The following is a 21,532-nucleotide window of genomic DNA, read 5'->3' as shown; positions in this document are numbered from 1 at the left end:
GGAGCAGTGTGTCTTTGCTTCGCCGGCCGCCGTGCCTATTTGGCGCTTGAGAACACGACGATTCCATCACCGCCACCGCTTCGAGCCGGCAGCAGCGTATTCATCCTTGGGCGCAGCCTGGGGCGACCTAGGTTGGTCGGTTTGGCCGACGAGAGAGCCAAGTTGACTCTGTTGCAGCTGGTCTTGCACACCTCTTTTGCGATGACCCAGTTTGAAGCCGACATCGGCCGTGTCGGTAAGCTGGATACGCTCATACTGAGTTCGGATGCCGTCACGGGCTCTCAGGACTTCCGCCGACAGATCGATGCCAAACTCATTGGCACGTCTGCGTTGCTCCAGGCGACATTATCCATGCTGATCGAAGGCAAGGGCCAGATCGTGTTTGTCAATTCCAGCCAGGCTCGACGCGAGTCCTCACGGGTGGCAATCACCGAGAACGGTCGAAGCCGTGGACATATGCTGAAGGATGCCGCAGCCGCCAGACCGTGGTGTCGGTGATAACGGTGATCATGATGCTTGGCATGAAGAGGATCTGCAAGGACCGCGTAGTCGGTCACGAGCCACTTCACTATCCGAGTCCTGGATGCAAACAGCAGATAGCCGGACCAAACGAGCGCGATTGCGACGCGCAGGCTTGCGGCGTAGTCACGGGCTGGTCAGTGCATGTGGTTTGCGCGGGCTGTGTCGTGCGAGTGACGCCTGTCAGCAGGCTTGTCTTGCGGCAATCACGAGAAATCGATATCGCAAAGCCGCTGTCGGCGGCCAAGGACGTCCTCCCACTCTTTCGTCCTGCAGCGGCATTGCCTCTGCTTCATGTATGCTGCCTTATGGCAGATTGTCGCTTCGGGCCTTGCCTTGCGGACGCAACTACGGTGTATCATCAGCGGTGTCGGGAAGAGCAAAGGGCGTGCGTAATGAACGAGGGTAAGTCGGCGCTTTACATGGCGACATCGTGGGCGCTATGGCCAACCATCTTCGCGGCCGGGTTGATCGGGGCGGGCTGGGCTTTTCACACAGGCGCGCCACTGCTGTCGTTCAACGTCGTCTATCTGTCGATCGTCGCCGTGATCGCGGGCTTCGAGCGGTTAATGCCCTATGAGCACGAATGGCTGAAGCATGATGGCGAAACTTTCAACGATATCGCGCATACGCTCCTGACCAAGGGTGGTGTACAACTTGCCGCCGCCGTTGGAGCGTCTGCCCCAATGGCGTTCGCGACCGTCGCTCAACCTGTTCTCACATCGCCAATGGCAACGTGGCCGGATCACTGGCCTCTTGTCGTCCAAGTCGGACTGGGTTTGATCATTGCCGAGTTTGGTCTCTATCTTGCGCACCGCGCCGCCCACGAAATCATCTCGCTGTGGCGGTTCCACGCCCTGCACCACAGTGTCGAGCGCCTTTGGGTCGTCAACACCGGTCGCTTCCATGTGGTCGACTCGCTCTTCAAGATCGCGCTCAGTCAGGTCCCCCTCTATCTTCTCGGAGCGCCCCTGGCTGTCTTTCTCTGGATCAGCGCGGTAACGGCCTTCATCGGGCTTCTCACCCACTGCAACATGGATGTCAGGACCGGCCCGCTGGATTTGATCTTCAGCACACCTCGCTTGCATCGATGGCATCACTCAAAGGTGCTTGCGGAAGGAAACACCAATTATGGCGAGAATCTCGTGCTATGGGACCAGTTATTTGGCACTTATTTCAATCCCGCGCGTCGGCCGCCAGCAGAGATCGGCATCAGCGGGCGAATTGCCGAGGGCTTCGTGGCACAGCTTGTGCAGCCCTTTTCGGCCAAAGGGTTCAGGCAGATCCTTGGTCGCAAGCCCGCTTCTGTTACCAAGGCCACGATTAGCGCTAATCTTTACCTGGACCATGCGTCGCGAACCGAACCCGAACTGGACGAAGACCGGTCTTTCACGCGAAGTTAAGAAACAACAATCTGACGGACCGGGCGCAACGCCGCCCCGAGGGCAGCCCGATGGCCTTGATGAAGAACGGATCGAATAGCCTCGCCTGTTGCCACACGCGCGACGAAGAGTGCTCGACTTGCAGGACGCTGCGGGCGTCACGAAAGCGACTGGTCGCCTGCGCTGCGGACAAAATGGACTGCAGACGCCGATCGGGCTTGTTTCAGCAAGCCGACACCAAGGACGGTGGCAGGATATTCGAGGCGGAAATCCACTTAGCGTAAGACCCGGACCTGTTCAGACAAACCGAGCCAACTCTGACTTCCGAGGCAATGCCTCCAAGGAACAGTCGTCTACGATGACAACGTCGATGTCCCCGACAGGGCTGCGCTGGTAGCCTCGCGACCGCAGCCGGAAGACTACCCCTCCTGTTGCAGGTCGGGACCATGACGGACACGGCTGGGTTCATTGGAAATTCGTCGTTTCTGCAGGCAAGCTGTATCGGTATGGCATTCGCCTCTGCCTGCGTGTCTCGCTCCCACAAGAGCACTCTTGCCGCAGGTCCAATAGCCAGCCGCAGCTAATGCCGCGGCTCACTATTGATCGCCAAGCTGCCTCTCGGCCTGCCCTTAATGAAACATTTCATTCAGCTTGTAAGCAACTTCCGTCCGGTTCGTTGCTTTCAGCTTCTTCATAATGTTCCGGATATGGACCTTGACCGTGCTTTCGCGCAGATTGAGTTCATAGGCGATGATTTTGTTCGCCTTTCCCTTGCGAAGCGCCTGTACGACCTCGGCTTGCCTCAGCGTAAAGATGCGCGTGAGCTCCTTCGGTCGTTGCTGCTGCTGGCTGCTCTCGACCGTTGCTGCTGCGGTCGGGGAAAAGCTGTTGCCCGCGAGAATAAAGGTGCCGCCTGCAACTGCCAGGGCAATTGCCTCGACGCACACCTCAATTCCGACAGATGTCGGAATGAAACCACGAGCACCGTATTGGAGCATCTTCAGCGTTTGGCCGAGGTCGTCGCCATCGGCCAGAATAACAACCGGAGCCGGTGCAAGTTCCGAGGTGATCGTCGCGATTTCTTCTGACAGGGCGGCTTCATCGGCCTTCCGGCCGGCGATGTTGAGAAGTACCGCGCCAACGGGGCGGCAAGTATCCCTCTTTCGCTGCCATTCTGCGATCGAGCCGACGGCGTGAGCAGCCATGCCGAGACCATTCGCTTTCAAAGTCGTTGCAAGGCATTCGCGTTCGAGGGTTCTGGCGTCGACAATCAGCACGCAGCGATCATCGTCTTGGACGCCGTCAGAATGCTCGAAGTCCGTTTTTGCCCCCGATGTACCGATCTCACGCCGAAGCGTGCCCAGTGGTATTCGCCCGCTTTCAAATTCCGAAGGTACGTAATTCATACTAGCCTCATACCTCTATGGTTCTGGAGAATAGTCGTGCGTAATGAGCGCAATACCTTGCGACTTCTCTAGAACGATTTGATGATCCCCTTTAGTATGCCTCCAAAGTAGAAGTACTGCATACGTCCAATCAAAAGTCTGCTGAGCGGATGGTTTCTACTTTATTAAGAAACTACATACATGATTGCTAATAAGCAATACAAAAATATTTCAGACAGTTAATGCGAAAGCTTATAGTATATAAAAACATGCTTCGTTTTTGCGAAACTCGGAATGTATTTTCTCTCCACAATAAGTATATCGGTACCTAGCGAGTAAAAATGAGGCAAGTCGGAATAAAATTCCTTACAGATGTTATTGAAATTAGGCTTTTTCGATGAAATCGCGCCTAATGGGCGCATTTCATTTTAGTCAATGCTGTAAGTTGTGCCGCTTTCAGCGTCGACATCTAGGGTGCCGTTACTGTCGCAACGGTTCCGCTTTTTGCGTTCCGTTTCGTCGCAATGAGGTCGTTACATCATCAGGAGATGATTTTCTCTCAAGGATGAAGGTGTGGGCTATATGCAAAGGGTGGATCGCAGCCGGAGGTCGGGTAAAGAAACTAAGGCAAGAGCACCCTTTCGAGATGTTCAAGGCTTAGGAGGATACCTGAAATGCCGTCGCTTCGTTTTGCCCTCAACCATATGGCGGCGCCGGCGCTGCCGATTGAAGACTTCTTTGCGTTGGCCGCCTCGCTTGGCATCGACGCAGTCGAGATACGCAACGATCTCACGAGCAATGCGATCCTTGATGGAACCGCGCCGGAGGCGGTCGCGCGGGCCGCCCGGTATCACGGGTTGACCATTCTCTCGATCAACGCGCTGCAACGCTTCAATGAATGGAACGCCGCCCGTGCCGAGGAGGCGCAGGCGTTGATCAGCTATGCGAAAGCGTGTGGCGCCAAGGCGCTCGTCCTTGTTCCCAAGAACGACGGCACCGGCCGAGCCGATGGTGAGCGCCAGGAGAAGCTACGCCAGTCTTTGGCTCTACTAAAGCCGATGCTCGACGCCGCCGGGATCATAGGGCTTGTCGAGCCGTTGGGCTTCGAGATTTGCTCGCTACGGTCGAAGGCGGAGGCTGTCGAAGCAATCGAGGCTGTGGAGGGCCGATCGACATTCAAGCTGGTCCATGACACCTTCCATCATCATCTTGCCGGCGAAGCCCAACTCTATCCCGACCTCACCGGGCTGGCCCACATTTCGGGTGTCGCAGATCCAGCAGTTTCCGTTGCGGATATGCGCGATCCCCACCGCGTGCTGGTGGCGGCGGATGATCGTCTGGACAATGCCGGGCAGATGCGTGCCCTTATAGAGGCGGGTTATGCCGGACCGTTCTCCTTTGAACCGTTCGCAGCCGAGGTGCACGAGCTCAAGGATCCTGCAAGCGCGCTGCGTGCCAGCATGGACTACCTTTCGGCGCAGGTCTGAACCACCTAGCCCCTATTCCCGGCCACGAAAACGACGCTGGTAGGCCGCATCATAGAGCGAACTATCACGAAAATCGCTGGCCGAAAGCGATGGGCCGACGAAGATGATTGCCGTTCTTTCGATGGGCTCGGCAATCAGCTTTGCCTCGATATCGCCAAGCGTCCCCCGGATGATCCGTTCATCCGGCCAGGACGCCTTAGCGACGATCGCGACGGGGCAGTCGGTGCCATAGAGCGGCGTCAATTCCGCAACAACCTGTTCCAGCGCATGAATGGCGAGATGGATGGCCAGTGTTGAGCCCGTCGCGCCAAATTTTGCCAATTCTTCATCGTTCGGCATCGGTGATGCACGGCCCGAAACGCGTGTGAGAACCAGGCTTTGCGCGACGGCCGGAATGGTCAGTTCCCTGCCAAGGGTCGCCGCCGCTGCCGCAAAAGCAGGTACGCCGGGCGTCATCGTATAGTCAATGTTATGCTTTTTGAGCCGGCGGATTTGCTCGGCAACGGCGCTCCAGATGGAAAGGTCGCCCGAATGCAATCGCGCAACGTCATCGCCGGCTGCGGCGGCACGCAGGTACTCGACCTCGATCTCGTCCAGCGACATTGGTGCCGTATCGACAATGCGCGCATCGGGCGGGCAGTATTGCAAAAGTTCCAGGGACACGATCGAGCCCGCATACAGACACACGGGGCACTTGGCGATGAGATCGCGGCCGCGCACCGTGATCAGATCGGCCGCACCCGGCCCCGCGCCGATGAAATGCACTGTCGTCATCTGCTTTGTCTCACTTCTTTATATAGCACCACTGCGTGACGGGCATGGCCGGACGCCAGCCATTCATGCCGCCAAGGGGGGCTGCGCGTGTGATGTCAATCCGTGTCAACGTGCCGCCATGCTGCCGATACAGAAAAAGCAACATTGCCTCCATCTCAAGCGTGACGGCGTTGGCAACGATGCGCCCTCCCCTCTTCAGGGCCTGGAGCGCTTCATCAAGCACCCCTGCGTCGCTGCCGCCACCGCCGACAAAGATCGCGTCGGGCTCGGGCAGGTTCAAAAGCGCTTCCGGGGCCTGGCCCGCCACGATTGCGAGTCCGGGGACACCGAAGGCAAGCGCATTTCCTGCAATGCGCGCGGCCCGCTCGCTCGATTGCTCGATGGCGATTGCACGCAAAGATGGGTCGGCCAACATCCACTCGATGCCGATCGAGCCGGAGCCCGCGCCGATGTCCCAGAGCAATTCGCCATGGCGCGGGGCCAATGCGGCAAGCGTCACCGCACGGACCTCCTGCTTGGTGATCTGGCCATCATGTTCGAAGAGGGCGTCATCGAGCCCCGGCGTGAAGGCAATCGTTCGCGCCCCCTTTCCTGCCACGACCTCGATCGCGCAGACATTCAGCGGGTCTATCTGTACAAGGTCAAAGCGATCGGCCAAGGCATGACGCTTTCGTTCGCGCTCCCCGCCAAGCGCCTCAAGGACGTGCAATCGGGATTGACCGAAGCCGGCAATGCAAAGGAGCTCCGCGAGCTGGCCCGGTGTCTCGCCGTCCGACGTCAATGCGATGATGCGCCGGCCATGATGCAGGTGCGGCCGGATCAGGTCCAACGGGCGGCCGTGCAGCGACATGCTGATCGCCTCTTGCAGCGGCCAGCAAAGACGCGATGCGGCCAGGCTGAACGAGGATGGGGCAGGGATGACATGCATTTCGGTCGCGTCAATATGCCGGGACAGTGTTGCGCCGACGCCGTAGAGAAACGGATCGCCTGAGGCGAGGACGACGACCGGAGAGCCCCGGTGCGCGACGACCGCTTCGACCGACTTCTCGAAAGGGCTTTCCCAGGCGAGCCTCTTGGCCGTGGTGATCATTGCTGCAAGCTCATGATGCCGCCGGCCGCCGAAGACGACAGTCGCGGCTGCAATTAGCCGTTTCGCCTCGTCACCCAACCCGTCTGGACCGTCTTCGCCGATGCCGATAATAGTCAGCCAGCGTTGGCTGGGAGCAAAGGGCGTATCAGACATGGGCAAAATCCGCATCCTGATACTGGGTGGCACTGGCGAAGCGCGCGCCCTTGCTGAAGCGCTTGCTGACAACGACCGGTACGACGTCTTGTACTCGCTCGCCGGACGAACGGAAATACCGTCCGACCAGCCGGTTCCTGTTCGCATCGGCGGCTTTGGCGGTGCCGAGGGACTGGCCGCGTTTCTGCGTGACGGTCGCTTCGACCTTATGATCGACGCAACACATCCGTTTGCATCTCGCATCTCCAGAAATGCATGCGAGGCCTCGGCGGCGGTCGGCATTCCCACATTCGCGCTGCGCCGGCCAGAATGGCTCGCCGAACCAGGCGATCGGTGGACGCGTGTTACGACCATCACGGAAGCGATCGAGACGCTCGGCCCCTCCCCTCGCCGGGTTTTCCTGGCGATTGGTCGGCAGGAAGCGCATCGCGCTGAAGTCGCTCCCCAGCACTTCTATCTCGTGCGCAGCATCGATCCTGTCGAGCCGCCGCTTGACCTCCCCGAGGTTCACATGGTCCTCGATCGCGGCCCTTACGATGTCGAAAGCGAAGCCTCGCTGTTTCGCGCCTATCGCATCGACGCCCTGGTGACCAAGAACAGCGGCGGCTCGGCGACCTATGCGAAGATCCAAGCGGCACGCCGGCTGGGTATCGAGGTGATCATGGTCGCTCGGGCGCCTGCCGCTGCCATGCAGACGGTCACAACGATCGAAGCGATGCTGGTGGCGATCGATCACCTGTTTCCCCCTGCGATGAACCGGGGCGTGTAGACGAGGTCCGGCTTGCCGTCTCGGGCGATCACTCTTGTCTCGGGCGAGCCAATGATGACGCAGGTTGCCATATCCGCAGTCGCGGCGTCGGCTTTTCCGAGCGATTGGATCTCGATGCGCTCGTCCGGGCGTCCTGCCGCTCTGCCGAATATTACGGGCGTTGTTGCAGGCAGGTCCGAGCGCAGCAATTCGAAGGCTTTACCCAATTGCCAGGGGCGCGCCTTGCTGATCGGGTTGTAGAGCGCGATGACGAAGCCCGCGCGTGCAGCCATGGATAGTCTATTTTCTATGATATTCCAAGGCTTTAGGTTGTCAGAAAGAGAAATGGCGCAGAAGTCGTGGCCAAGTGGCGCGCCGATGCGGGCGGCGACTGCAAGCATGGCCGTAATCCCCGGCAGCACCGCCAGATCAACTTCGCGCCATTCTTGTGGACCGTTATCAATGGCCTCGCAAACGGCTGCTGCCATCGCAAAGACGCCGGGGTCCCCACCCGAAACGACGCACACGGTCGCACCGGTTGCTGCAGCACGCAGAGCAGCCGATGCTCGATCGAGTTCCTCTCGGTTGTCGGAAGCCTGTCGCCGCTGATCAGATCTGAGGTTCAGCCGATCGAGATAGGGTCCATACCCATAAAACTCTGTTGCCAGGGAGACAGCGGCAGCAGCCTCCGGTGTCATCTGTTCCGGTTTGCCCGGTCCCGTCCCGATCACGAACAGCTTCCCGCTCATCGGGCAGCCTCCCAACCAGGCACGAGCACCAGCGAAAAGTATGGTGCCTCACCCTCGGGGCGGTCGGAAAGTTTTGTCGTCACCGCATTGGCCATTGTGCCGCGCTCCACGTAGACGGCCTCGGCGAGGCGCCCGGATGCCTCCAGCGCGCGGCGGATCTTCGGAAGATTGCGCCCCACCTTCATAATCACAGCCGCCTGGGTGTCCGATAGTCGGCGTTGCAGCTCAGCCTCGGCCATCGTACCGGGCAGTACGCTGAGGACATCATCTCCCTGGACGATTGGAATGCCGGCGAGCGACCAACATCCAGACATGGCGCTGATTCCGGGGATGACCTCGGTTGGATAGCGGTTCGCCAGGCGGACATGCAGATGCATGTAGGAGCCGTAAAACAGCGGGTCGCCCTCGCTCAGCACAGCCACGCTACGACCGTTCTCCAACTGTGCGGCCACTGCGGCCGCCGATTGATCGTAGAAGGCGGTAATCTGGCTCCGGTAGGCCTCGTCCGTTTTTTCAATCTCGGTTGTCACCGGATAATATAGTGGCAACAGGGTCTTTTCTGCGTTCAACAGATGCTCGACGATCGCCTTGCCGTTTCCGCCCCTGCCCTGCTTGGCAAAGTAGGCAATGACTTGTGCTGTCTCGATCGCCTTGACGGCCTTGACCGTCAGAAGTTCGGGGTCGCCGGGACCCGTGCCAACGCCAATAAGACGGCCGGAATTCTTCATAGGCCTGGCCTTGCAAGAGCGTTGAGGGCGGCTGCCGTCATGGCGCTGCCGCCGAGGCGGCCGCGCACGATAGCAAACGGCACGCCGTAGGGGTTTTCCGCCAGCGCATCTTTCGATTCCGCTGCGCCTACGAAGCCAACGGGCATGCCGATGATCGCTGCCGGTTTCGCAGCGCCGTCTCGCAGCAGTTCAAGCAGATGGAAGAGGGCTGTCGGAGCATTGCCGATGGCAACGACGCTGCCTGCGATCCGCTCCAGCCAAAGGTGGAGCGCTGCTGCCGAGCGAGTGTTGCCACTCTGCTTTGCAAGCTCGGCCGTGCGCGGATCGTGCAATGTGCAGAGCACGTCGTTGTGCGCCGGCAAGCGCGTGCGCGTGACACCGTGCGCCACCATTTCCGCGTCGCAAAAGATCGGCGCACCATCGCTTAAGGCTGCGCGCGCAGCGCTGACGAAGCCGGGCGAAAACACGAAATGCTCTGCCGCTTCAACAAGCCCGCATGCGTGGATCATACGCACGGCAATATCGGCCTCTTCAACGGAAAACCGTGAAAGGTCGGCTTCGCTGCGGATGATCGCAAAGGATCGCTCGTATATTGCGTCCCCGCTGTGAATATAGTCGTAGTCAGGCATTCCTATTCCTGTCGCATCGCCTTTATGACGTCGTCTTTGCCGAACCGTCTAAGGCAGGCAGCAGTCGATTCGCCAGCTTGTCTCTCGTTTTTGATGAAGCGAGCGAGCTTCTCTATAGCGGAATTGATGCCGCCGCTAGCAAACTGTGCATCGGGAGTGTCCGACGCGACCCCGTCCAGTATGAGATTGTAGCCCTCGTCAGTACCGACAATGGAAAGGGTGCGTCTCGAATGGGCGCAGCCCTTGGCGCAGCCTGACAGGTGAACAACCATCGATCCGTCCAGCAACTCGCCAGCAATGGCGACCAACCTCTCGGCGCGAGCCTTGGTCTGAAATTGACCTGAAGCGCAGGCACCGGCGCCGGCACAGGCAGCGATATGCGCCGCAGCATCATCGATGTCGGCGGACAGACCGTATCCGGCTGCTATGTCCGTAAGGCTCGCGGCTGATTGAGAATGGAGCCCCGCCAGAAAGAAAATACGTCCGGGGCTTGGCCTGACTTGCGTTGCACCGAGCGCTTCGGCTGCGGCCAAAAATGCGATAAGCTCGGCGGCCTGTAGTTGCCCGAAGCGAGGCCTTACGCCAAGAATCGCGGAACCGTTGGCCAGGGCGAGGGTGCCGACCAAGGGACCTTTGCGCTCGGGCGCTGTTGCAAGCACCCCCTCCATCGACGGGAAAACAGCCAGCAGACGCCTGCGTTCGATATCGCGGCAGCGCTTGTGTTGGCCAAGCGAAACAAGCAGATGAAGCAGATCTCCTATTGCGTGAACCGCCGCATCTGCGCTTCCCGTCAGCAAGGGCAAGGCCGTTTGTTCATCGCCGTTAACAGCGACCCGCCAGACGCCACGGGAGACTGCGGTCACACGGATGTCGCCGGTGACAGCAGCAAGGCCGTAGCTGTCGCCGCCATCGATCAGAATTGACAACTTCGGGGCCAGCAGGGGTGAAAGAAGCTCCGCGGCGAACTTTTCGCGCAGCCGCGCTTCAATCTCAAGAGGATTTCCGATCTCGTCAGGTGTGATGCCATGCAGCGGCGAAAGTTCGATGATAGGGCCCGCGGGAACCGAGATGCCGGCAGCGTCGAGATCTGCAGCAAGCGGTTGGACGGTCTCTCCCTGGAGGCCGCGGATCTGCAGGCTGCCGCGCGCCGTGATCTCGAGGGTTCCATTTCCGTGTCTTTGCGCGGCTTCGGCCAGCTGGATGAATTGCCGGATGGAAAAAATACCACCAGTGGGCCGCAGCCGTGCCAAAAGACCGTCGCCTGTTCGCATGGGTTGAACGAGCGTTGGACAGGCGCCACGACGCATAAAGGCTGAGCGTGCCTCCTCCCTTGCGCTGCGCCCCGTCTGCTCACCAAATGCCATCGTTACCGCTTCCCTTTGATCACGTCATTACAGGATCGGCGCGATCAGCGCAAAACCATGATCCAAGTCAAAGATCGTCGAAATCATGCCCTTTGCGCAGGAGATAGATGTCCATGATCCAGCCGTGACGTGCCCGTGCCTCAGCCCGGAGCCTGACAATCTCGTCCGCAACGTCAGCCAGCCGTCCGGCGCGCGTGATCTCGTCCGGGGTTCCGAGGTAAGCACCCCAGAAGATCTCCGCGTCAGGGTCATGGATCTTCGAAAAAGCGGTCTCGCCATCAAGCATCACGATCGTGCTTGTCGCCTGATTGCCTTTCGCGAGGAGGCGTCGACCGGTCGTGATTTCAAGGGGCTTTCCAACGAGGTTGATGGGAATACGGTGGCTTGCGGCAAGCGCTTGAACGCTCGTAATGCCCGGAATGACACTGAACTCGAAGTCAAGTCCGCTAGCTTGTCGGGCGCGCTCGAGAACGCGGATGGTGCTGTCATAGAGGCTGGGATCGCCCCAGACGAGGAAAGCAGCCGCACCGGCATCCGGCAGATCTGCGATGAGATTGGCGTAGGTCCTGGCAATGGCGGCATGCCATTCATCCACGCTCTCCAGATAGGTCCGCTCAGCGGCGGCGCGCTTCGGAACCGCAAACTCGATGATCTTGGTGGTGTTGTTTGCAACGTAGCGGCTGCAGATTTCTCGGCGGACAGCTGCAAGTCCGTCTTTCTCGGTTCCTTTGGTCGGAATGAAAATGGCATCCACGGCGTTCATTGCGTTGATCGCCTGGACAGTCAGTTGCTCGGGATTGCCCGTCCCGATGCCGATGATGTGGATATGACGCACGTCTTTTCCTCTGCTGCTCTGATCGTTTCTGGCGTAGCCGGGCGATCTCTGCAAGGGCCAAGGCAAGATGTTGGCCGCGGCCAACTTTGCCAATGCGAGCATGGCTGTTGTTGTCGCGATTCGCGAATCATGGCATCTTCGATACGCTTTTTAGCGTGAAGTTGACAGAAAAGCGCATTGATGAGGGTCGGGTGTTTTGGACAACATTAGCGTATCGACGACGGACGTGCGCATCGAGCGGCACGCCCACCAACTATCGCGTCAGCTGAAGCTTCTTCGCGAGAAGCTCTTTCCGCCACTGTCACAGAAGACATTGCGGACGTTCACATCCGGGGAAGCCGCGCAGATGATCGGCGTATCCGACGGATACCTGCGCCAGCTGTCGCTCGATGGCAAGGGACCGCAGCCGGAGGTTTCGCTGAATGGCCGGCGTTCCTATACGCTCGGTCAGATCAACGAGTTGCGGCACCATATGGCGCGGATAAAGCCGAAGGATGCACTTTCCTACCTTCCACGGCGCAGGCCAGGCGAAAAACTGCAAACGGTCGCGGTGACGAATTTCAAGGGCGGCTCGGCAAAGACCACGACAACGCTCTACCTCGCTCAGTATCTGGCGCTGAACGGCTACCGTGTCCTGGCAATCGATCTCGATCCGCAGGCCTCGCTGTCGTCGATGCTCGGCGTTCAGCCCGAGTTCGATCTGGGCGACGGGGATACGCTTTACGGGGCGATCCGCTACGATACGAGCCGCCGCTCGCTGAAGGACGTGGTACGCAAGACCTATTTCGACGGACTCGACCTCGTGCCGGGAAATCTCGAACTGATGGAATTCGAACACGAGACGCCGCGCGCACTTTCAGATCGCCAGCGGACGGGGGAGGTGTTCTTCCGGCGCGTTGGGGTTGCCATCTCCGAGGTCGAGGCCAACTACGATATTGTCGTTATCGATTGTCCGCCGCAACTCGGATATCTGACACTCGGCGCCGTTTGTGCGGCGACATCGCTTCTGATTACGATTCACCCGCAGATGGTTGACGTCGCATCAATGTCGCAGTTCCTGCTGATGACTTCCGATTTGCTATCGGTCGTGCGCAAGGCTGGCGGTGACCTGCAGCACGATTTCATCAAGTATGTCGTCACGCGCCACGAACCGTTCGACGCGCCGCAGTCGCAGATCGTTGCCCTCCTGCGCAACCTTTTCAGCGACGACGTCCTGACGGCGACCATCCTCAAGTCCACGGCGATCGCCGATGCCGGCCTGACGAAACAGTCACTCTACGAGATTGAAAGAGGCCAGGTTCGGCGTTCGACCTACGACCGCGCGTTGGAATCGGTCAACGCCGCGAATGGCGAGGTGCTGGCAGGGATTCACAAGGCATGGGGCCGGACATGAGCAGACGGGATCGATTGAAGGGGCTGTTCGACGATACCGCGCAGGAGTTGGCCGCGGCCAACTCGGAAGATGGCGCCCCGGTGCGCGGCCCGGCCGGTCCGGTCCGTTCGATGGCGCTGACGCTCGGGCGCATGGAAGAAGAGAGCAGGGCGATGCAGGAGGCGCTGCTGTCCGGCGAGCGCATTGTTGAACTCGATCCTGATCTCATAGACATGTCCTTCGTCAGGGATCGGCTGGCCGAGTTGCCGCAGGATCTTGCCGACGAGCTGGTGCGGTCAATCGAGGAGAATGGGCAGGAGGTCCCTATTCTCGTTCGGCAGCATCCGATGGACGCCACGCGCTACCAGGTCGTCTATGGGCACCGGCGGCTTCAGGCACTGCGGCTGCTTGGGCGCAAGGTCCAGGCGATCATCCGGAAGCTTGATGATGTCGACGTCGTCATTGCGCAAGGCATCGAGAATTCTGCAAGGCGCAACTTGTCGTATATTGAACGGGCCGTGTTTGCCTTCAATCTCGAGAGCAAGGGTTTCGAGCGAACCGTTATCATGAAGGCGCTTTCGACGGACAAGACTGAATTGTCGAAGCTGATTTCGGTTGCCAGAAGCATACCGATGGACGCGATTACGGCGATCGGTGCGGCGCCTTCCGCTGGACGCCGCAAGTGGATTGCGCTCGCGCAGGACTGGACAAACGCGACTGCGTCCCGCCTGCGGGATCTGCTTGGCTCGGCTGACTTCATCGCCCAGGACAGCGATCGGCGCTTCGAACTCGTTGTCGCCGAACTGGCGAGGAAGCCGGACAGGCAGGCGGCGAGCGAGTATGAATGGGTTCCGAAGGGAGCCGGTAAGGTCAGAGGCCGCATCCGCAACAAAGGCGGCTCTTTCACCATCGCACTAAAAACGGGTGATGCAGCGGAGTTTGGAGACTACATCTCGCGCCGCCTCGACGACCTCTACGACGCGTTCAAGGCTGGGAGATAGTGTCTGCAGCCAACTGAGATTCGCTTTCGACTGACAGGTCTATGGTGCCATTTGATTTTTAGCCACCGGCGTTTGAATGCGCAGACCAATCATGCCATACATGGCGGAAGTTAAGCGTGATTTGAGTTCCGTTGCTGGGAAATCGAAATAGCTAACAATGCGCTATGAAATCGACAGTCCATTGCTGGTCAGCCTGTTGCCGACGATTGTCGAGGCCGAAGATGGCTTGGCAAGGCTGGATGAGCGGGCGGCACGCATAGCGGTCGCGGAAGGCTTTGCCGAGCGCAGGCATTTCTTCGATGCGATCGGAGCCCTCTGGGTCGCCGGTGAGTTGGTCCACGTCGAAGACCTCGTTCTGCATGACGCCCGCATGGATAGCCGCACGCCAAGCCACGAACTGACGATAGCCCATTTAATCCTGCGGGTGCGACGGCGCATCTGGGCGGCGGCGCCGGACTGGGCACTCGCTCCCTCAGGGCTGTCAGCTCTGGCAGGCGGCATGGAAGGGGAGGGGGCAGCCCTCGAGATCAAAAGCGCAAAGATTATGGTCGATGAGGATGCAGACGATGGTCCTCTGTCGGCTGAGCTGGCCGAGATCGATGCGATCCTGGAGAGGTCGCAGCGGCTGTTGGATAGCCATAGCCGTCTCGATGTGCTGGAGTTGCATGAGACGACAGACCCGGTTCGCGAAAAACGGAGCGAGGATCCTCTCGGCCTGTTCGATGACGAGGAATGGGACGAGCCGTCGCGCTTGCGCGCATGGCGCAAGACTGTTGTGATCGCCGACGGCTTGCCCGCCACGCTTGGCGCAGCTCTGATCTTTGATGCCTGGGAGAGGATCGAGCCCCTTCGTCGACAGCATTGGCTCGGAGGTCTCCTCGTTGCCAGCTATCTGCGCGCGCGTGGCAAGGTCACGTCACATCTTTTTGCCTTCTATGCCGGCCTCAAGACAATACGTCATGAGCGGCGGCGTGCGCGCGACCGGCTGACGCGGTTGCAGGCGTTTCTTGAGGCCATGGTCGAAAGCGCGGCCGCCGGACTGAAGGAAATGGACCGTCTTTCGCTGGCGCGCACGCAAATGGAAATCCGCTTCAGGGATCGCCGCTCGAACAGCAGCCTGCCGCAGCTTGCGGACTTTGTTCTGTCGCGGCCGATGGTGTCTTCGGCAATGGTGGCCCGCGAGTTGCGGGTAACGAGCCGCGGCGCGCTCAATCTGCTGAACGACATCGGCATCCGGGAAATCACCGGGCGAGGGCGCTACCGCGCCTGGGGTATCATCTGATGGGGATCTAAACGAAAGCGGCCGGGTGTGGTGACCCAGCCGCTTTCGTTGAGTGGGCACCCGATCTGCGCATCCTGTCACAGAGTGCCGACCGGGCGCCCTCAGCGCTTCCATTGCCCCCAGAAGCGCTTGTTCCTATTCCCGCTCGCCCGTGAAATTGAGCAGAAGCTGGAAGATGTTGACGAAGTTCAGGTAGAGCGACAGCGCGCCGAAGACGGCAAGCTTCTGGTTCGATTCCTGATCGTAATTCTCCGAATATTGTTCCTTGATGTTTTGCGTGTCATAGGCCGTCAGGCCGACGAAGACGAGGATACCGATCACCGAAATCGCGAACTGCAGCGCGCTCGAGCCAAGGAAGATGTTGACGATGCTCGCGATGACGACGCCAATCAGACCCATCATCAGAAACGAGCCGAAGCGCGAGAGATCCTGCTTGGTCACATAGCCGTAGAGGCTGGTCGAGCCGAACATGGTCGCGGCGATGAAGAAGGTGCGTGCAATGCTCGTGCCCGTAAACACCAGGAAGACGGATGCGAGCGACAGGCCCATGACCGCGCAGAAGGCCCAGAAGGTCATCTGTGCAGCGCTAGCCGACATTGTCTGGATCTTGAATGAGAAGAAGAAGACGAAGGCGAGCGGCGCCAGCATCACCACCCACTTCAGCGGGGACTGGAAGATCGGCACGTAGAGCGCCGGCGTGCTACCGACGACAAATGCGACGATGCCCGTGATGACGAGGCCAAGGCCCATGTAGTTATAGACGCGCAGCATATGCTGACGCAGGCCCTCGTCGAAAAGCGCCTGGGCGCCGGCGGCCGAGCCGTAGCCAAAACGCGGATTGGTCGGGTTCATACTGATCTCCTCGGTTGAACGAACTAGTAGAGCGTGCGGGCAAGCCGATCGGCTTGCGTATCCAGATTTATGTCGCGATCGCCGGCCACAAGCGCATAGGCTACATCGCCGATCTGCCAGTAGGCTGCCTCAGCCCTGTCGAGCGCGACATGCTTGACGGACTGCACGGCGAATGCACCCGGGCGTACGGCAAACAGCGAGATTTGCTTGTCCTGCGACGTCTTGATGGCCATCTCGACGCTCGGGCCGAACTCGGACGGGAAAATCTGCACATCGGAAATCTTCCAGTCTTCAGGCAGTTGCGGCATGACAATTGCCGTCGCTGCGCGAATGTCCTCCGCCTTGTAGGTTGCAACTGGCTGGGACGGCACGGACTGGCGCAGCATTGCCGTGTGATAAGCGCGCACCGCATCTTCGACATAGGGCGGCGCCGGCACCGAAGCGGCAACCTCGGTTGCCGTAAATGCGCCGAAGGAAGTATGCGCGACCCAGCCTGCAGCGATAAGAACGCCGACAGCCGCAATCCGCTGCATCGAATGGAAGATGCTTCCGTAGGTGAGACCACGCTCGAGGCGTCGAGCTGCGTCACGCGCCTCCGGGCGACCAAATGCGCTTTCGCTGGCAAGTGCAAGGCGCAACTCACCCCTGATACTGAGGTCGGCCATGACCTTTGCGGCAATCGCTGGGTTCTCTGAAAGGAAGGATTCGACCTCAATGCGGCGCGCCACGTCGAGTTCGCCGTCGACGTAAGCATCGAGATCAGCGTCTATGATAGGATCAATTGCCTTCATTGCCGTTCCCTCCGACTAGCCTCAGCTGCGCAGCGCGCGGTGCCTTCTCTTCGAAGTCGCGAAGCTGGACGCGGGCGCGCGAAATGCGCGACATCAAGGTGCCGATCGGGATCCCGAGAGCCGATGCCGCCTCCTGATAGGAGAGATCCTCGATTGCGACGAGATGCAGCGCCTCGCGCTGTTCCTCCGGGAGACGGAAGAATGCATCTCGCACTTGCTGGAGACGAACGGCGTGTTCCTGGCCAGCCTGCAGCGACTGTTCCGTCTGAACGGCTGCGTCGTCGTGCCGGCGCGCCAAGGATCGGTCGTGGCGGAGGCGATCGATGTGCGTATTGTGCATGATCGATAAAAGCCAGGTGCGCAGGTTGCCGCCACGGCGGAAGCTCTGCTTTTTCTCGTAGGCCCGCAGCAATGCGTCGTGAACGAGGTCTTCCGCATCATCCGCATTGCGCACGAGCGAGCGCGCATAACGCCGGAGCGCTGCGAGCTGGCTGATGACATCGAATGAGCGTTCTTTCCGTTCCATGACTTAGTATACGGATGTGCGCGTGTATTTATTCCAGCCATCTCGAAAAAACCGATCGAACCTCGGTCCCGACAGTCGGCGAAGGCCAAAGGCAAGCCCTGCCGAAATTTGCCGATGCCTATTCGGCCCGACCGTCCGACAGTTCCTCGAGGATCGGACAATCCGGCCTGTTATTGCCGTGGCACGCGCGGACCAGATTTTCCAATGTTCGGCGCAGCCCCGTGAGTTCGCGGATCTTGCGGTCGATCCTTGTCAATTTTGCTTGGCGAGCGCCATGAGGTCGCCCAGCCAGGGCGACAGGCTCTTTGCCCGGAATGACCCGGCTCTCGAAGCGTCGTGGCAAATTATGGGCTAGCCATTCCGCCAAGGCGCCACGTTGACGTCCGGTGTCCATCAAAGCCGCACCGCGGCGGTTGCCTCCGGAAGGGGCAAGGGGAGGGCAGCGCCAACAGGATTCGCGTCGACCGCAGCATCGAGCGGATGGGCGAGATCGCCATTTGGCGGCTCCGGGTCCGTCACAAGACGGCTCATGCCGGCGTCTCCCAAGGATTGATCACGGAGGCGCCCGTGTCCTCAAAATCCCTGACGTTGCGGGTCACGAGGATCAGGTCGTGGACGATCGCGGTGGCCGCGATCAGTCCGTCGATATCGCCGCGTGGCCGAATCGCGGCAAGATGGCCCCATTCGACGGCGATCTGGTCGGTCACCGGCAGGATGCGGTCGCCATGGTCGTGGCGCAGCTTGCGCAGCCACTCGGCGAGGTGGGCCGCGGCCTTCGGATCCGTCTTCTGCTTGAGGGCAATGCCGCGCATGATTTCGCCCAGGGTCAGCGCACTCAGATGGATGCTCAACGGGTCGACCGAGCGCAGCCAGGCGACCGCTTGCGGCGTGCCGCGTCGTGCCTCCGAGACGATGTTGGTGTCGACCAGATACATCAGAACGCAACGCCGCGGCTTGGGCTCTTGGGGCGCACTTCAACCGCATCGGCGAGCTCATCGTCCCAGGCGGGACCGCCGAGCAGATCGTCGACCAGCGTCGGTCGGCCGGCGCGCAAAGCGTCGTAGTCGCGGGCGGACAGCACGACGGCCGCACGCTCGCCGCGCAGCGTGACGATCTGCGGTCCCTCGTGGCGCGCCTTCTGCACCACTTTCGAGAATTGGTTCTTAGCGTCCTGCAGCTGCCATTCCATGCATTTGCTCCAAACTAGCTAGCCTGTCTAGCTTTATAGCGCAGTTTGCCGGCGGATAAAAGCCGCAAATGGCCCGAGGGAGCGATTTTGCCTCAATCAGCGGACCATTTCCTATTAAAGAGCAACACGTTCAATAATCCAACGTTATCGGGCACCATATGCAATCGACAAGCTGTGCGGTTTGTGTCGAATTTGATGCGGCGCGCGTGATGGCGTTTGCCTGGGACCACCGTCGTCAAGAATCCTTTCCAATTAACGGGCGATGCGCAGCGCCGTCGACCACTGCTCGTCCGAAATCGCACGAGCCGGTATGGATGTTCGGTCATGAAGGGGGGTGAGCAAGGAGAGATGTTCAGTGAAATCGTTAGCGGAAGATTGTTTCGAACCCATCGGCTAATCCCAACGAGCAAATGACATTTGCCGGTTTGAAACGACAAACGAAAGTCACACGTGTCATCACGACCAGGATGTTGACCCGAAAGGCCGAGCCCCTTCGCCACAGCGACCGGTATCATTTGCGCGTCAGACAATGGCAGGGAAGCTTGCTCACGCATACCAGGAACGAACGGCCCGCCACACCGCTCGTCTTTGGAATGAACCGCCCAATCACTCAATCTCCGACATTGAACATTTCGGCCGCGTCGGGCAGCACGGCGTCCGAGTGCAAGAGCAATCGCACGGCGTCCTGCAGGATAAGAGGAGGAGACATCTGCGAGGCGAGCTCGATTACCCGCGCTTGCAGTTTCTGCAGCATTTCGGGGTTCTGATCGGCAAGGTTTGTGGTCTCGGACGTATCCTTCGAAAGATCGAAGAGTTCGACTTTCGGCGGCAACGTCGTCTTCCACACAAGCTTCCAATCGCCCTGGCGCACGGCGGCCGTCATTGGTTCGATGTTGTAGACGATCTCGGTTCGTGGCGATGGCTTTCCTTCGCCAAGCATCGGCCACATGTCCATCCCGTCCAGCGGCTTGTTCTTGCCGAGTTCAGCGCCGGCCAGAGCTGCCAAGGTCGGGTACATGTCAACGACATGCATCATTCCGTCGGCCGTGCCAGGCTCGATCTTTCCCGGCCAGTTGACCAGGCCAAGGACGCGCGTGCCTCCTTCATAGGTCGTCCCCTTGCCCTCCCGGTAAGGACCGTTGTCGGCCGGAAGCTTGCCCTTGACGTCGCTTTCCCCGGCAAAAAAAGCATTGACCACGCCGCCGTTGTCGCTGTGAAAGACAATGAGCGTATTCTCGCGCATGCCACGCGTTTCGAGAGCTTCCACGACTCTGCCGATGCCATCGTCCATCACCGAGATCATCGCTGCATAGCTTCGCCGGCCCTCATCGGCGATGTGGCTGTTGCGCTCAAGAAATTCCTTCGGTGCCTGGAACGGCGTATGCGGCGACGTAAAGGCCAGATAGAGGAACAAAGGTTTCGACTCGTCGTGCTCGTTGATCACTCGCACGGCTTCGGTAGCGAAGAGGACATTGTCGAACCCTTCCTCCTCGATGGCGTCGTTGTTCCGGTACCAATCCGCATTGCCGTTTGCAGACTTATGCGTGAAGTGATCGATCTCGCCAAGCAGAGCGCCATAGAATGAATCGAATCCGCGCTGGCGCGGCCAGTATGCCGCCTTTGCGTGACCGAGGTGCCACTTGCCACTCGCGGCGGTGGCATAGCCTGCCTCTTTCAGCATTTCCGGCAAGAGATAGTCATCAAGCGCCAGGCCATAGGTGCCGCCCTGGGGAATGACGGCGGTCTGCATGCCGTAGCGGAACGGGTAGCGGCCCGTCATGAACGCCGCCCGGGTGGGCGTGCACATGGGCTGGGCGTAGTATTGCTCGAGCCGGGCGCCTTTCTCCGCCAGTTCGTCGATGTTTGGCGTCTTTATGTCAGAGCCGTGAAACCCGACATCGTTCCAGCCCAAATCGTCGGCGAGGATGAAAACAATATTGGGCTTGGCCGACTGTGACAACGCGGCCGTTCCGGAAGCAAGCGCGGCGGCCAATCCGCGCACACCAATCCTGCCGGCGAGTTGCGCCGCCGCCAGCGAACCGCCAGTCGTGAGCATTGCCCGGCGCGTAAGCCTTTTTTGGCCGATATGACCGCCCTTGTTATCAGCGTTCTTTTCCATCAGTTCGGTCTCCCCCTTTGTCCGGCATTCCGCCCAGGAACAGTTCGTTGATGATCATCACCATTCAACCTATGGCTGCACCAACACCCAAGCAGAAATTCTGGGCTTTCGAGCATCCAAAGGCCCTCACCCCTCTCCCTGTATCAAATGCCCCCTCTCCTGCCCGGCATATGCGCCCGACCCTCCGCAGGACTGGTATGTTGCGAGCGGCGCCTGAAAAAAGCGAGGGCCGGTAATCTTCCTCATGTACTTGATCTACATCGGAGGCAAACGGGCATCAGCATCTTGGCATTGTCTATCCGATTTGTACAAAAGGCGAGTGGACGAGCTGTCAGGTACCTGGATTTTCGGATAGACGGCGACGGCAGGTGCAAGTGGGGGTCTCCTCTCGCAGTGTCGTGGCGATGATTGCCTCGATCTCTGATGCAGGGCGGTGACAATCCGGTCGCTGCGATATCGGCAAGCAGATTGTAGAATGCCTCCTCCCAAAGGTGGTGGTGGCCATCACAAAATGCGACCAATTCCCCCCATTTAGCGGATGCTTTGCTCCATTTTTC

22 protein-coding genes and 2 pseudogenes are annotated in these 21,532 nt (G+C 59.6%); 7 read left to right on the top strand and 17 right to left on the bottom strand.

The annotated features are described in order from the left end of the window. Nucleotides 1-162: 162 nt before the first annotated feature. Complete coding sequence (locus tag ATY79_RS25450; RefSeq protein WP_141105766.1) at nucleotides 163-498, top strand: hypothetical protein; 336 nt, start codon at nucleotides 163-165, stop codon at nucleotides 496-498. A 416-nt stretch (nucleotides 499-914) separates the two neighbouring features. Further along, nucleotides 915-1,922: a sterol desaturase family protein gene (locus tag ATY79_RS25445; protein WP_245312450.1), complete on the top strand. Its 1,008-nt coding sequence runs from the start codon at nucleotides 915-917 to the stop codon at nucleotides 1,920-1,922. A gap of 608 nt (nucleotides 1,923-2,530) precedes the next feature. On the opposite strand, the gene ATY79_RS25435 is transcribed toward ATY79_RS25445, so the two are convergent. Further along, nucleotides 2,531-3,307: a response regulator transcription factor gene (locus ATY79_RS25435; RefSeq protein ID WP_088705270.1), complete on the bottom strand. Its 777-nt coding sequence runs from the start codon at nucleotides 3,305-3,307 to the stop codon at nucleotides 2,531-2,533. A 653-nt stretch (nucleotides 3,308-3,960) separates the two neighbouring features. On the opposite strand from ATY79_RS25435, the gene ATY79_RS25430 reads away from it, so the two are divergent. Further along, a complete protein-coding gene (locus tag ATY79_RS25430) occupies nucleotides 3,961-4,773 on the top strand; it encodes a TIM barrel protein (RefSeq protein WP_088705269.1) in 813 nt (270 codons plus the stop codon). 12 nt (nucleotides 4,774-4,785) lie between these two features. On the opposite strand, the gene cobM is transcribed toward ATY79_RS25430, so the two are convergent. Continuing rightward, nucleotides 4,786-5,547 carry a precorrin-4 C(11)-methyltransferase gene (gene cobM, locus ATY79_RS25425; protein WP_088705268.1) on the bottom strand — a complete coding sequence of 254 codons (762 nt, stop codon included), beginning with the start codon at nucleotides 5,545-5,547 and terminating at the stop codon, nucleotides 4,786-4,788. Between the two features lie 10 nt (nucleotides 5,548-5,557). Continuing rightward, nucleotides 5,558-6,790, bottom strand: coding sequence for a precorrin-6y C5,15-methyltransferase (decarboxylating) subunit CbiE (cbiE, locus tag ATY79_RS25420; protein ID WP_088705267.1), 1,233 nt, complete (start codon nucleotides 6,788-6,790; stop codon nucleotides 5,558-5,560). Here cbiE and ATY79_RS25415 point away from each other — a divergent pair. Continuing rightward, nucleotides 6,789-7,559, top strand: coding sequence for a cobalt-precorrin-6A reductase (locus tag ATY79_RS25415; RefSeq protein WP_088705266.1), 771 nt, complete (start codon nucleotides 6,789-6,791; stop codon nucleotides 7,557-7,559). The genes cbiE and ATY79_RS25415 overlap by 2 nt on opposite strands. Here the strand turns inward: ATY79_RS25415 and ATY79_RS25410 are convergent. The 5 genes from ATY79_RS25410 to cobF form a co-directional block, all read right to left on the bottom strand. Continuing rightward, nucleotides 7,523-8,287: a precorrin-3B C(17)-methyltransferase gene (locus tag ATY79_RS25410; protein ID WP_088705265.1), complete on the bottom strand. Its 765-nt coding sequence runs from the start codon at nucleotides 8,285-8,287 to the stop codon at nucleotides 7,523-7,525. The genes ATY79_RS25415 and ATY79_RS25410 overlap by 37 nt on opposite strands. Continuing rightward, entirely contained in the window at nucleotides 8,284-9,015 is a 732-nt protein-coding gene (locus ATY79_RS25405; protein WP_088705264.1) for a precorrin-2 C(20)-methyltransferase, read from the bottom strand. The genes ATY79_RS25410 and ATY79_RS25405 overlap by 4 nt, the downstream gene beginning before the upstream one ends. Then, nucleotides 9,012-9,644, bottom strand: coding sequence for a precorrin-8X methylmutase (locus ATY79_RS25400; RefSeq protein ID WP_088693959.1), 633 nt, complete (start codon nucleotides 9,642-9,644; stop codon nucleotides 9,012-9,014). Before ATY79_RS25400 ends, ATY79_RS25405 begins: the two co-directional genes overlap by 4 nt. Nucleotides 9,645-9,646: 2 nt before the next feature. Continuing rightward, on the bottom strand, nucleotides 9,647-11,008 hold the full coding sequence (gene cobG, locus ATY79_RS25395; RefSeq protein ID WP_088705263.1) for a precorrin-3B synthase: 1,362 nt from the start codon (nucleotides 11,006-11,008) through the stop codon (nucleotides 9,647-9,649). A 67-nt stretch (nucleotides 11,009-11,075) separates the two neighbouring features. Further along, nucleotides 11,076-11,843 carry a precorrin-6A synthase (deacetylating) gene (gene cobF / locus ATY79_RS25390; protein ID WP_088705417.1) on the bottom strand — a complete coding sequence of 256 codons (768 nt, stop codon included), beginning with the start codon at nucleotides 11,841-11,843 and terminating at the stop codon, nucleotides 11,076-11,078. Between the two features lie 196 nt (nucleotides 11,844-12,039). Between cobF and repA the strand changes: the two genes are divergently transcribed. The 3 genes from repA (at nucleotide 12,040) to ATY79_RS25375 (ending at nucleotide 15,498) form a co-directional block, all read left to right on the top strand. Next, complete coding sequence (gene repA / locus ATY79_RS25385) at nucleotides 12,040-13,236, top strand: plasmid partitioning protein RepA (RefSeq protein ID WP_088705262.1); 1,197 nt, start codon at nucleotides 12,040-12,042, stop codon at nucleotides 13,234-13,236. Continuing rightward, a complete protein-coding gene (repB, locus tag ATY79_RS25380; RefSeq protein ID WP_088705416.1) occupies nucleotides 13,233-14,216 on the top strand; it encodes a plasmid partitioning protein RepB in 984 nt (327 codons plus the stop codon). The genes repA and repB overlap by 4 nt, the downstream gene beginning before the upstream one ends. Before the next feature lie 157 nt (nucleotides 14,217-14,373). Continuing rightward, nucleotides 14,374-15,498 carry an RHE_PE00001 family protein gene (locus tag ATY79_RS25375; RefSeq protein ID WP_088705261.1) on the top strand — a complete coding sequence of 375 codons (1,125 nt, stop codon included), beginning with the start codon at nucleotides 14,374-14,376 and terminating at the stop codon, nucleotides 15,496-15,498. A gap of 135 nt (nucleotides 15,499-15,633) precedes the next feature. Here the strand turns inward: ATY79_RS25375 and ATY79_RS25370 are convergent, their stop codons facing one another. The 9 genes and pseudogenes from ATY79_RS25370 to ATY79_RS25335 all read right to left on the bottom strand — a co-directional run bounded on the left by ATY79_RS25370 (nucleotide 15,634) and on the right by ATY79_RS25335 (nucleotide 20,975). Next, complete coding sequence (locus tag ATY79_RS25370) at nucleotides 15,634-16,350, bottom strand: Bax inhibitor-1/YccA family protein (protein WP_088705260.1); 717 nt, start codon at nucleotides 16,348-16,350, stop codon at nucleotides 15,634-15,636. Nucleotides 16,351-16,373: 23 nt separating this feature from the next. After that, the gene (locus tag ATY79_RS25365; RefSeq protein WP_088705259.1) at nucleotides 16,374-17,141 is read right to left on the bottom strand and encodes an anti-sigma factor; all 768 of its coding nucleotides are present in this window, start codon (nucleotides 17,139-17,141) and stop codon (nucleotides 16,374-16,376) included. Further along, nucleotides 17,128-17,667 carry a sigma-70 family RNA polymerase sigma factor gene (locus tag ATY79_RS25360; RefSeq protein ID WP_088705258.1) on the bottom strand — a complete coding sequence of 180 codons (540 nt, stop codon included), beginning with the start codon at nucleotides 17,665-17,667 and terminating at the stop codon, nucleotides 17,128-17,130. The genes ATY79_RS25365 and ATY79_RS25360 overlap by 14 nt, the downstream gene beginning before the upstream one ends. Nucleotides 17,668-17,785: 118 nt before the next feature. Further along, a pseudogene (locus tag ATY79_RS25355) lies at nucleotides 17,786-17,932 on the bottom strand (Cu(I)-responsive transcriptional regulator); the annotation flags it as partial. Continuing rightward, nucleotides 17,923-18,079 (bottom strand): annotated as a pseudogene (locus ATY79_RS31750) (VapC toxin family PIN domain ribonuclease); the annotation flags it as partial. The pseudogenes ATY79_RS31750 and ATY79_RS25355, both read right to left, overlap by 10 nt. Further along, nucleotides 18,061-18,198, bottom strand: a complete 138-nt coding sequence (locus ATY79_RS31035; protein WP_189638075.1) for a hypothetical protein — start codon at nucleotides 18,196-18,198, stop codon at nucleotides 18,061-18,063. The gene ATY79_RS31035 and the pseudogene ATY79_RS31750, both read right to left, overlap by 19 nt. Further along, nucleotides 18,195-18,602 (bottom strand): type II toxin-antitoxin system VapC family toxin, encoded by a 408-nt coding sequence (locus tag ATY79_RS25345; RefSeq protein ID WP_088705257.1) that lies wholly within the window; start codon nucleotides 18,600-18,602, stop codon nucleotides 18,195-18,197. The genes ATY79_RS31035 and ATY79_RS25345 overlap by 4 nt, the downstream gene beginning before the upstream one ends. Beyond that, nucleotides 18,602-18,856 (bottom strand): type II toxin-antitoxin system Phd/YefM family antitoxin, encoded by a 255-nt coding sequence (locus tag ATY79_RS25340; RefSeq protein WP_088705256.1) that lies wholly within the window; start codon nucleotides 18,854-18,856, stop codon nucleotides 18,602-18,604. Before ATY79_RS25340 ends, ATY79_RS25345 begins: the two co-directional genes overlap by 1 nt. 610 nt (nucleotides 18,857-19,466) lie before the next feature. Beyond that, complete coding sequence (locus ATY79_RS25335) at nucleotides 19,467-20,975, bottom strand: arylsulfatase (protein ID WP_088705255.1); 1,509 nt, start codon at nucleotides 20,973-20,975, stop codon at nucleotides 19,467-19,469. Nucleotides 20,976-21,532: the final 557 nt, after the last annotated feature.

The organism is Rhizobium sp. R693 (genome assembly GCF_002211315.1).
Taxonomy (GTDB): Bacteria; Pseudomonadota; Alphaproteobacteria; order Rhizobiales; family Rhizobiaceae; genus Rhizobium.
The sequence above is the reverse complement of the archived record's forward strand: the minus strand, read 5'-3'. Positions and strand labels throughout refer to the sequence as shown.

What these genes read in the sequence shown, in the direction of transcription:
- ATY79_RS25360 (WP_088705258.1), bottom strand. Translation starts at nt 17,667, where the DNA reads ATGGAACGGAAAGAACGCTCATTCGATGTCATCAGCCAGCTCGCAGCG.
- ATY79_RS25365 (WP_088705259.1), bottom strand. Translation starts at nt 17,141, where the DNA reads ATGAAGGCAATTGATCCTATCATAGACGCTGATCTCGATGCTTACGTC.
- ATY79_RS25410 (WP_088705265.1), bottom strand. Translation starts at nt 8,287, where the DNA reads ATGAGCGGGAAGCTGTTCGTGATCGGGACGGGACCGGGCAAACCGGAA.
- ATY79_RS31035 (WP_189638075.1), bottom strand. Translation starts at nt 18,198, where the DNA reads ATGAGCCGTCTTGTGACGGACCCGGAGCCGCCAAATGGCGATCTCGCC.
- ATY79_RS25335 (WP_088705255.1), bottom strand. Translation starts at nt 20,975, where the DNA reads ATGGAAAAGAACGCTGATAACAAGGGCGGTCATATCGGCCAAAAAAGG.
- ATY79_RS25400 (WP_088693959.1), bottom strand. Translation starts at nt 9,644, where the DNA reads ATGCCTGACTACGACTATATTCACAGCGGGGACGCAATATACGAGCGA.
- ATY79_RS25405 (WP_088705264.1), bottom strand. Translation starts at nt 9,015, where the DNA reads ATGAAGAATTCCGGCCGTCTTATTGGCGTTGGCACGGGTCCCGGCGAC.
- ATY79_RS25375 (WP_088705261.1), top strand. Translation starts at nt 14,374, where the DNA reads ATGCGCTATGAAATCGACAGTCCATTGCTGGTCAGCCTGTTGCCGACG.
- cobM (WP_088705268.1), bottom strand. Translation starts at nt 5,547, where the DNA reads ATGACGACAGTGCATTTCATCGGCGCGGGGCCGGGTGCGGCCGATCTG.
- ATY79_RS25430 (WP_088705269.1), top strand. Translation starts at nt 3,961, where the DNA reads ATGCCGTCGCTTCGTTTTGCCCTCAACCATATGGCGGCGCCGGCGCTG.
- cobG (WP_088705263.1), bottom strand. Translation starts at nt 11,008, where the DNA reads ATGGCATTTGGTGAGCAGACGGGGCGCAGCGCAAGGGAGGAGGCACGC.
- ATY79_RS25415 (WP_088705266.1), top strand. Translation starts at nt 6,789, where the DNA reads ATGGGCAAAATCCGCATCCTGATACTGGGTGGCACTGGCGAAGCGCGC.
- ATY79_RS25345 (WP_088705257.1), bottom strand. Translation starts at nt 18,602, where the DNA reads ATGTATCTGGTCGACACCAACATCGTCTCGGAGGCACGACGCGGCACG.
- ATY79_RS25445 (WP_245312450.1), top strand. Translation starts at nt 915, where the DNA reads ATGAACGAGGGTAAGTCGGCGCTTTACATGGCGACATCGTGGGCGCTA.
- ATY79_RS25340 (WP_088705256.1), bottom strand. Translation starts at nt 18,856, where the DNA reads ATGGAATGGCAGCTGCAGGACGCTAAGAACCAATTCTCGAAAGTGGTG.
- repB (WP_088705416.1), top strand. Translation starts at nt 13,233, where the DNA reads ATGAGCAGACGGGATCGATTGAAGGGGCTGTTCGACGATACCGCGCAG.
- ATY79_RS25435 (WP_088705270.1), bottom strand. Translation starts at nt 3,307, where the DNA reads ATGAATTACGTACCTTCGGAATTTGAAAGCGGGCGAATACCACTGGGC.
- ATY79_RS25370 (WP_088705260.1), bottom strand. Translation starts at nt 16,350, where the DNA reads ATGAACCCGACCAATCCGCGTTTTGGCTACGGCTCGGCCGCCGGCGCC.
- cbiE (WP_088705267.1), bottom strand. Translation starts at nt 6,790, where the DNA reads ATGTCTGATACGCCCTTTGCTCCCAGCCAACGCTGGCTGACTATTATC.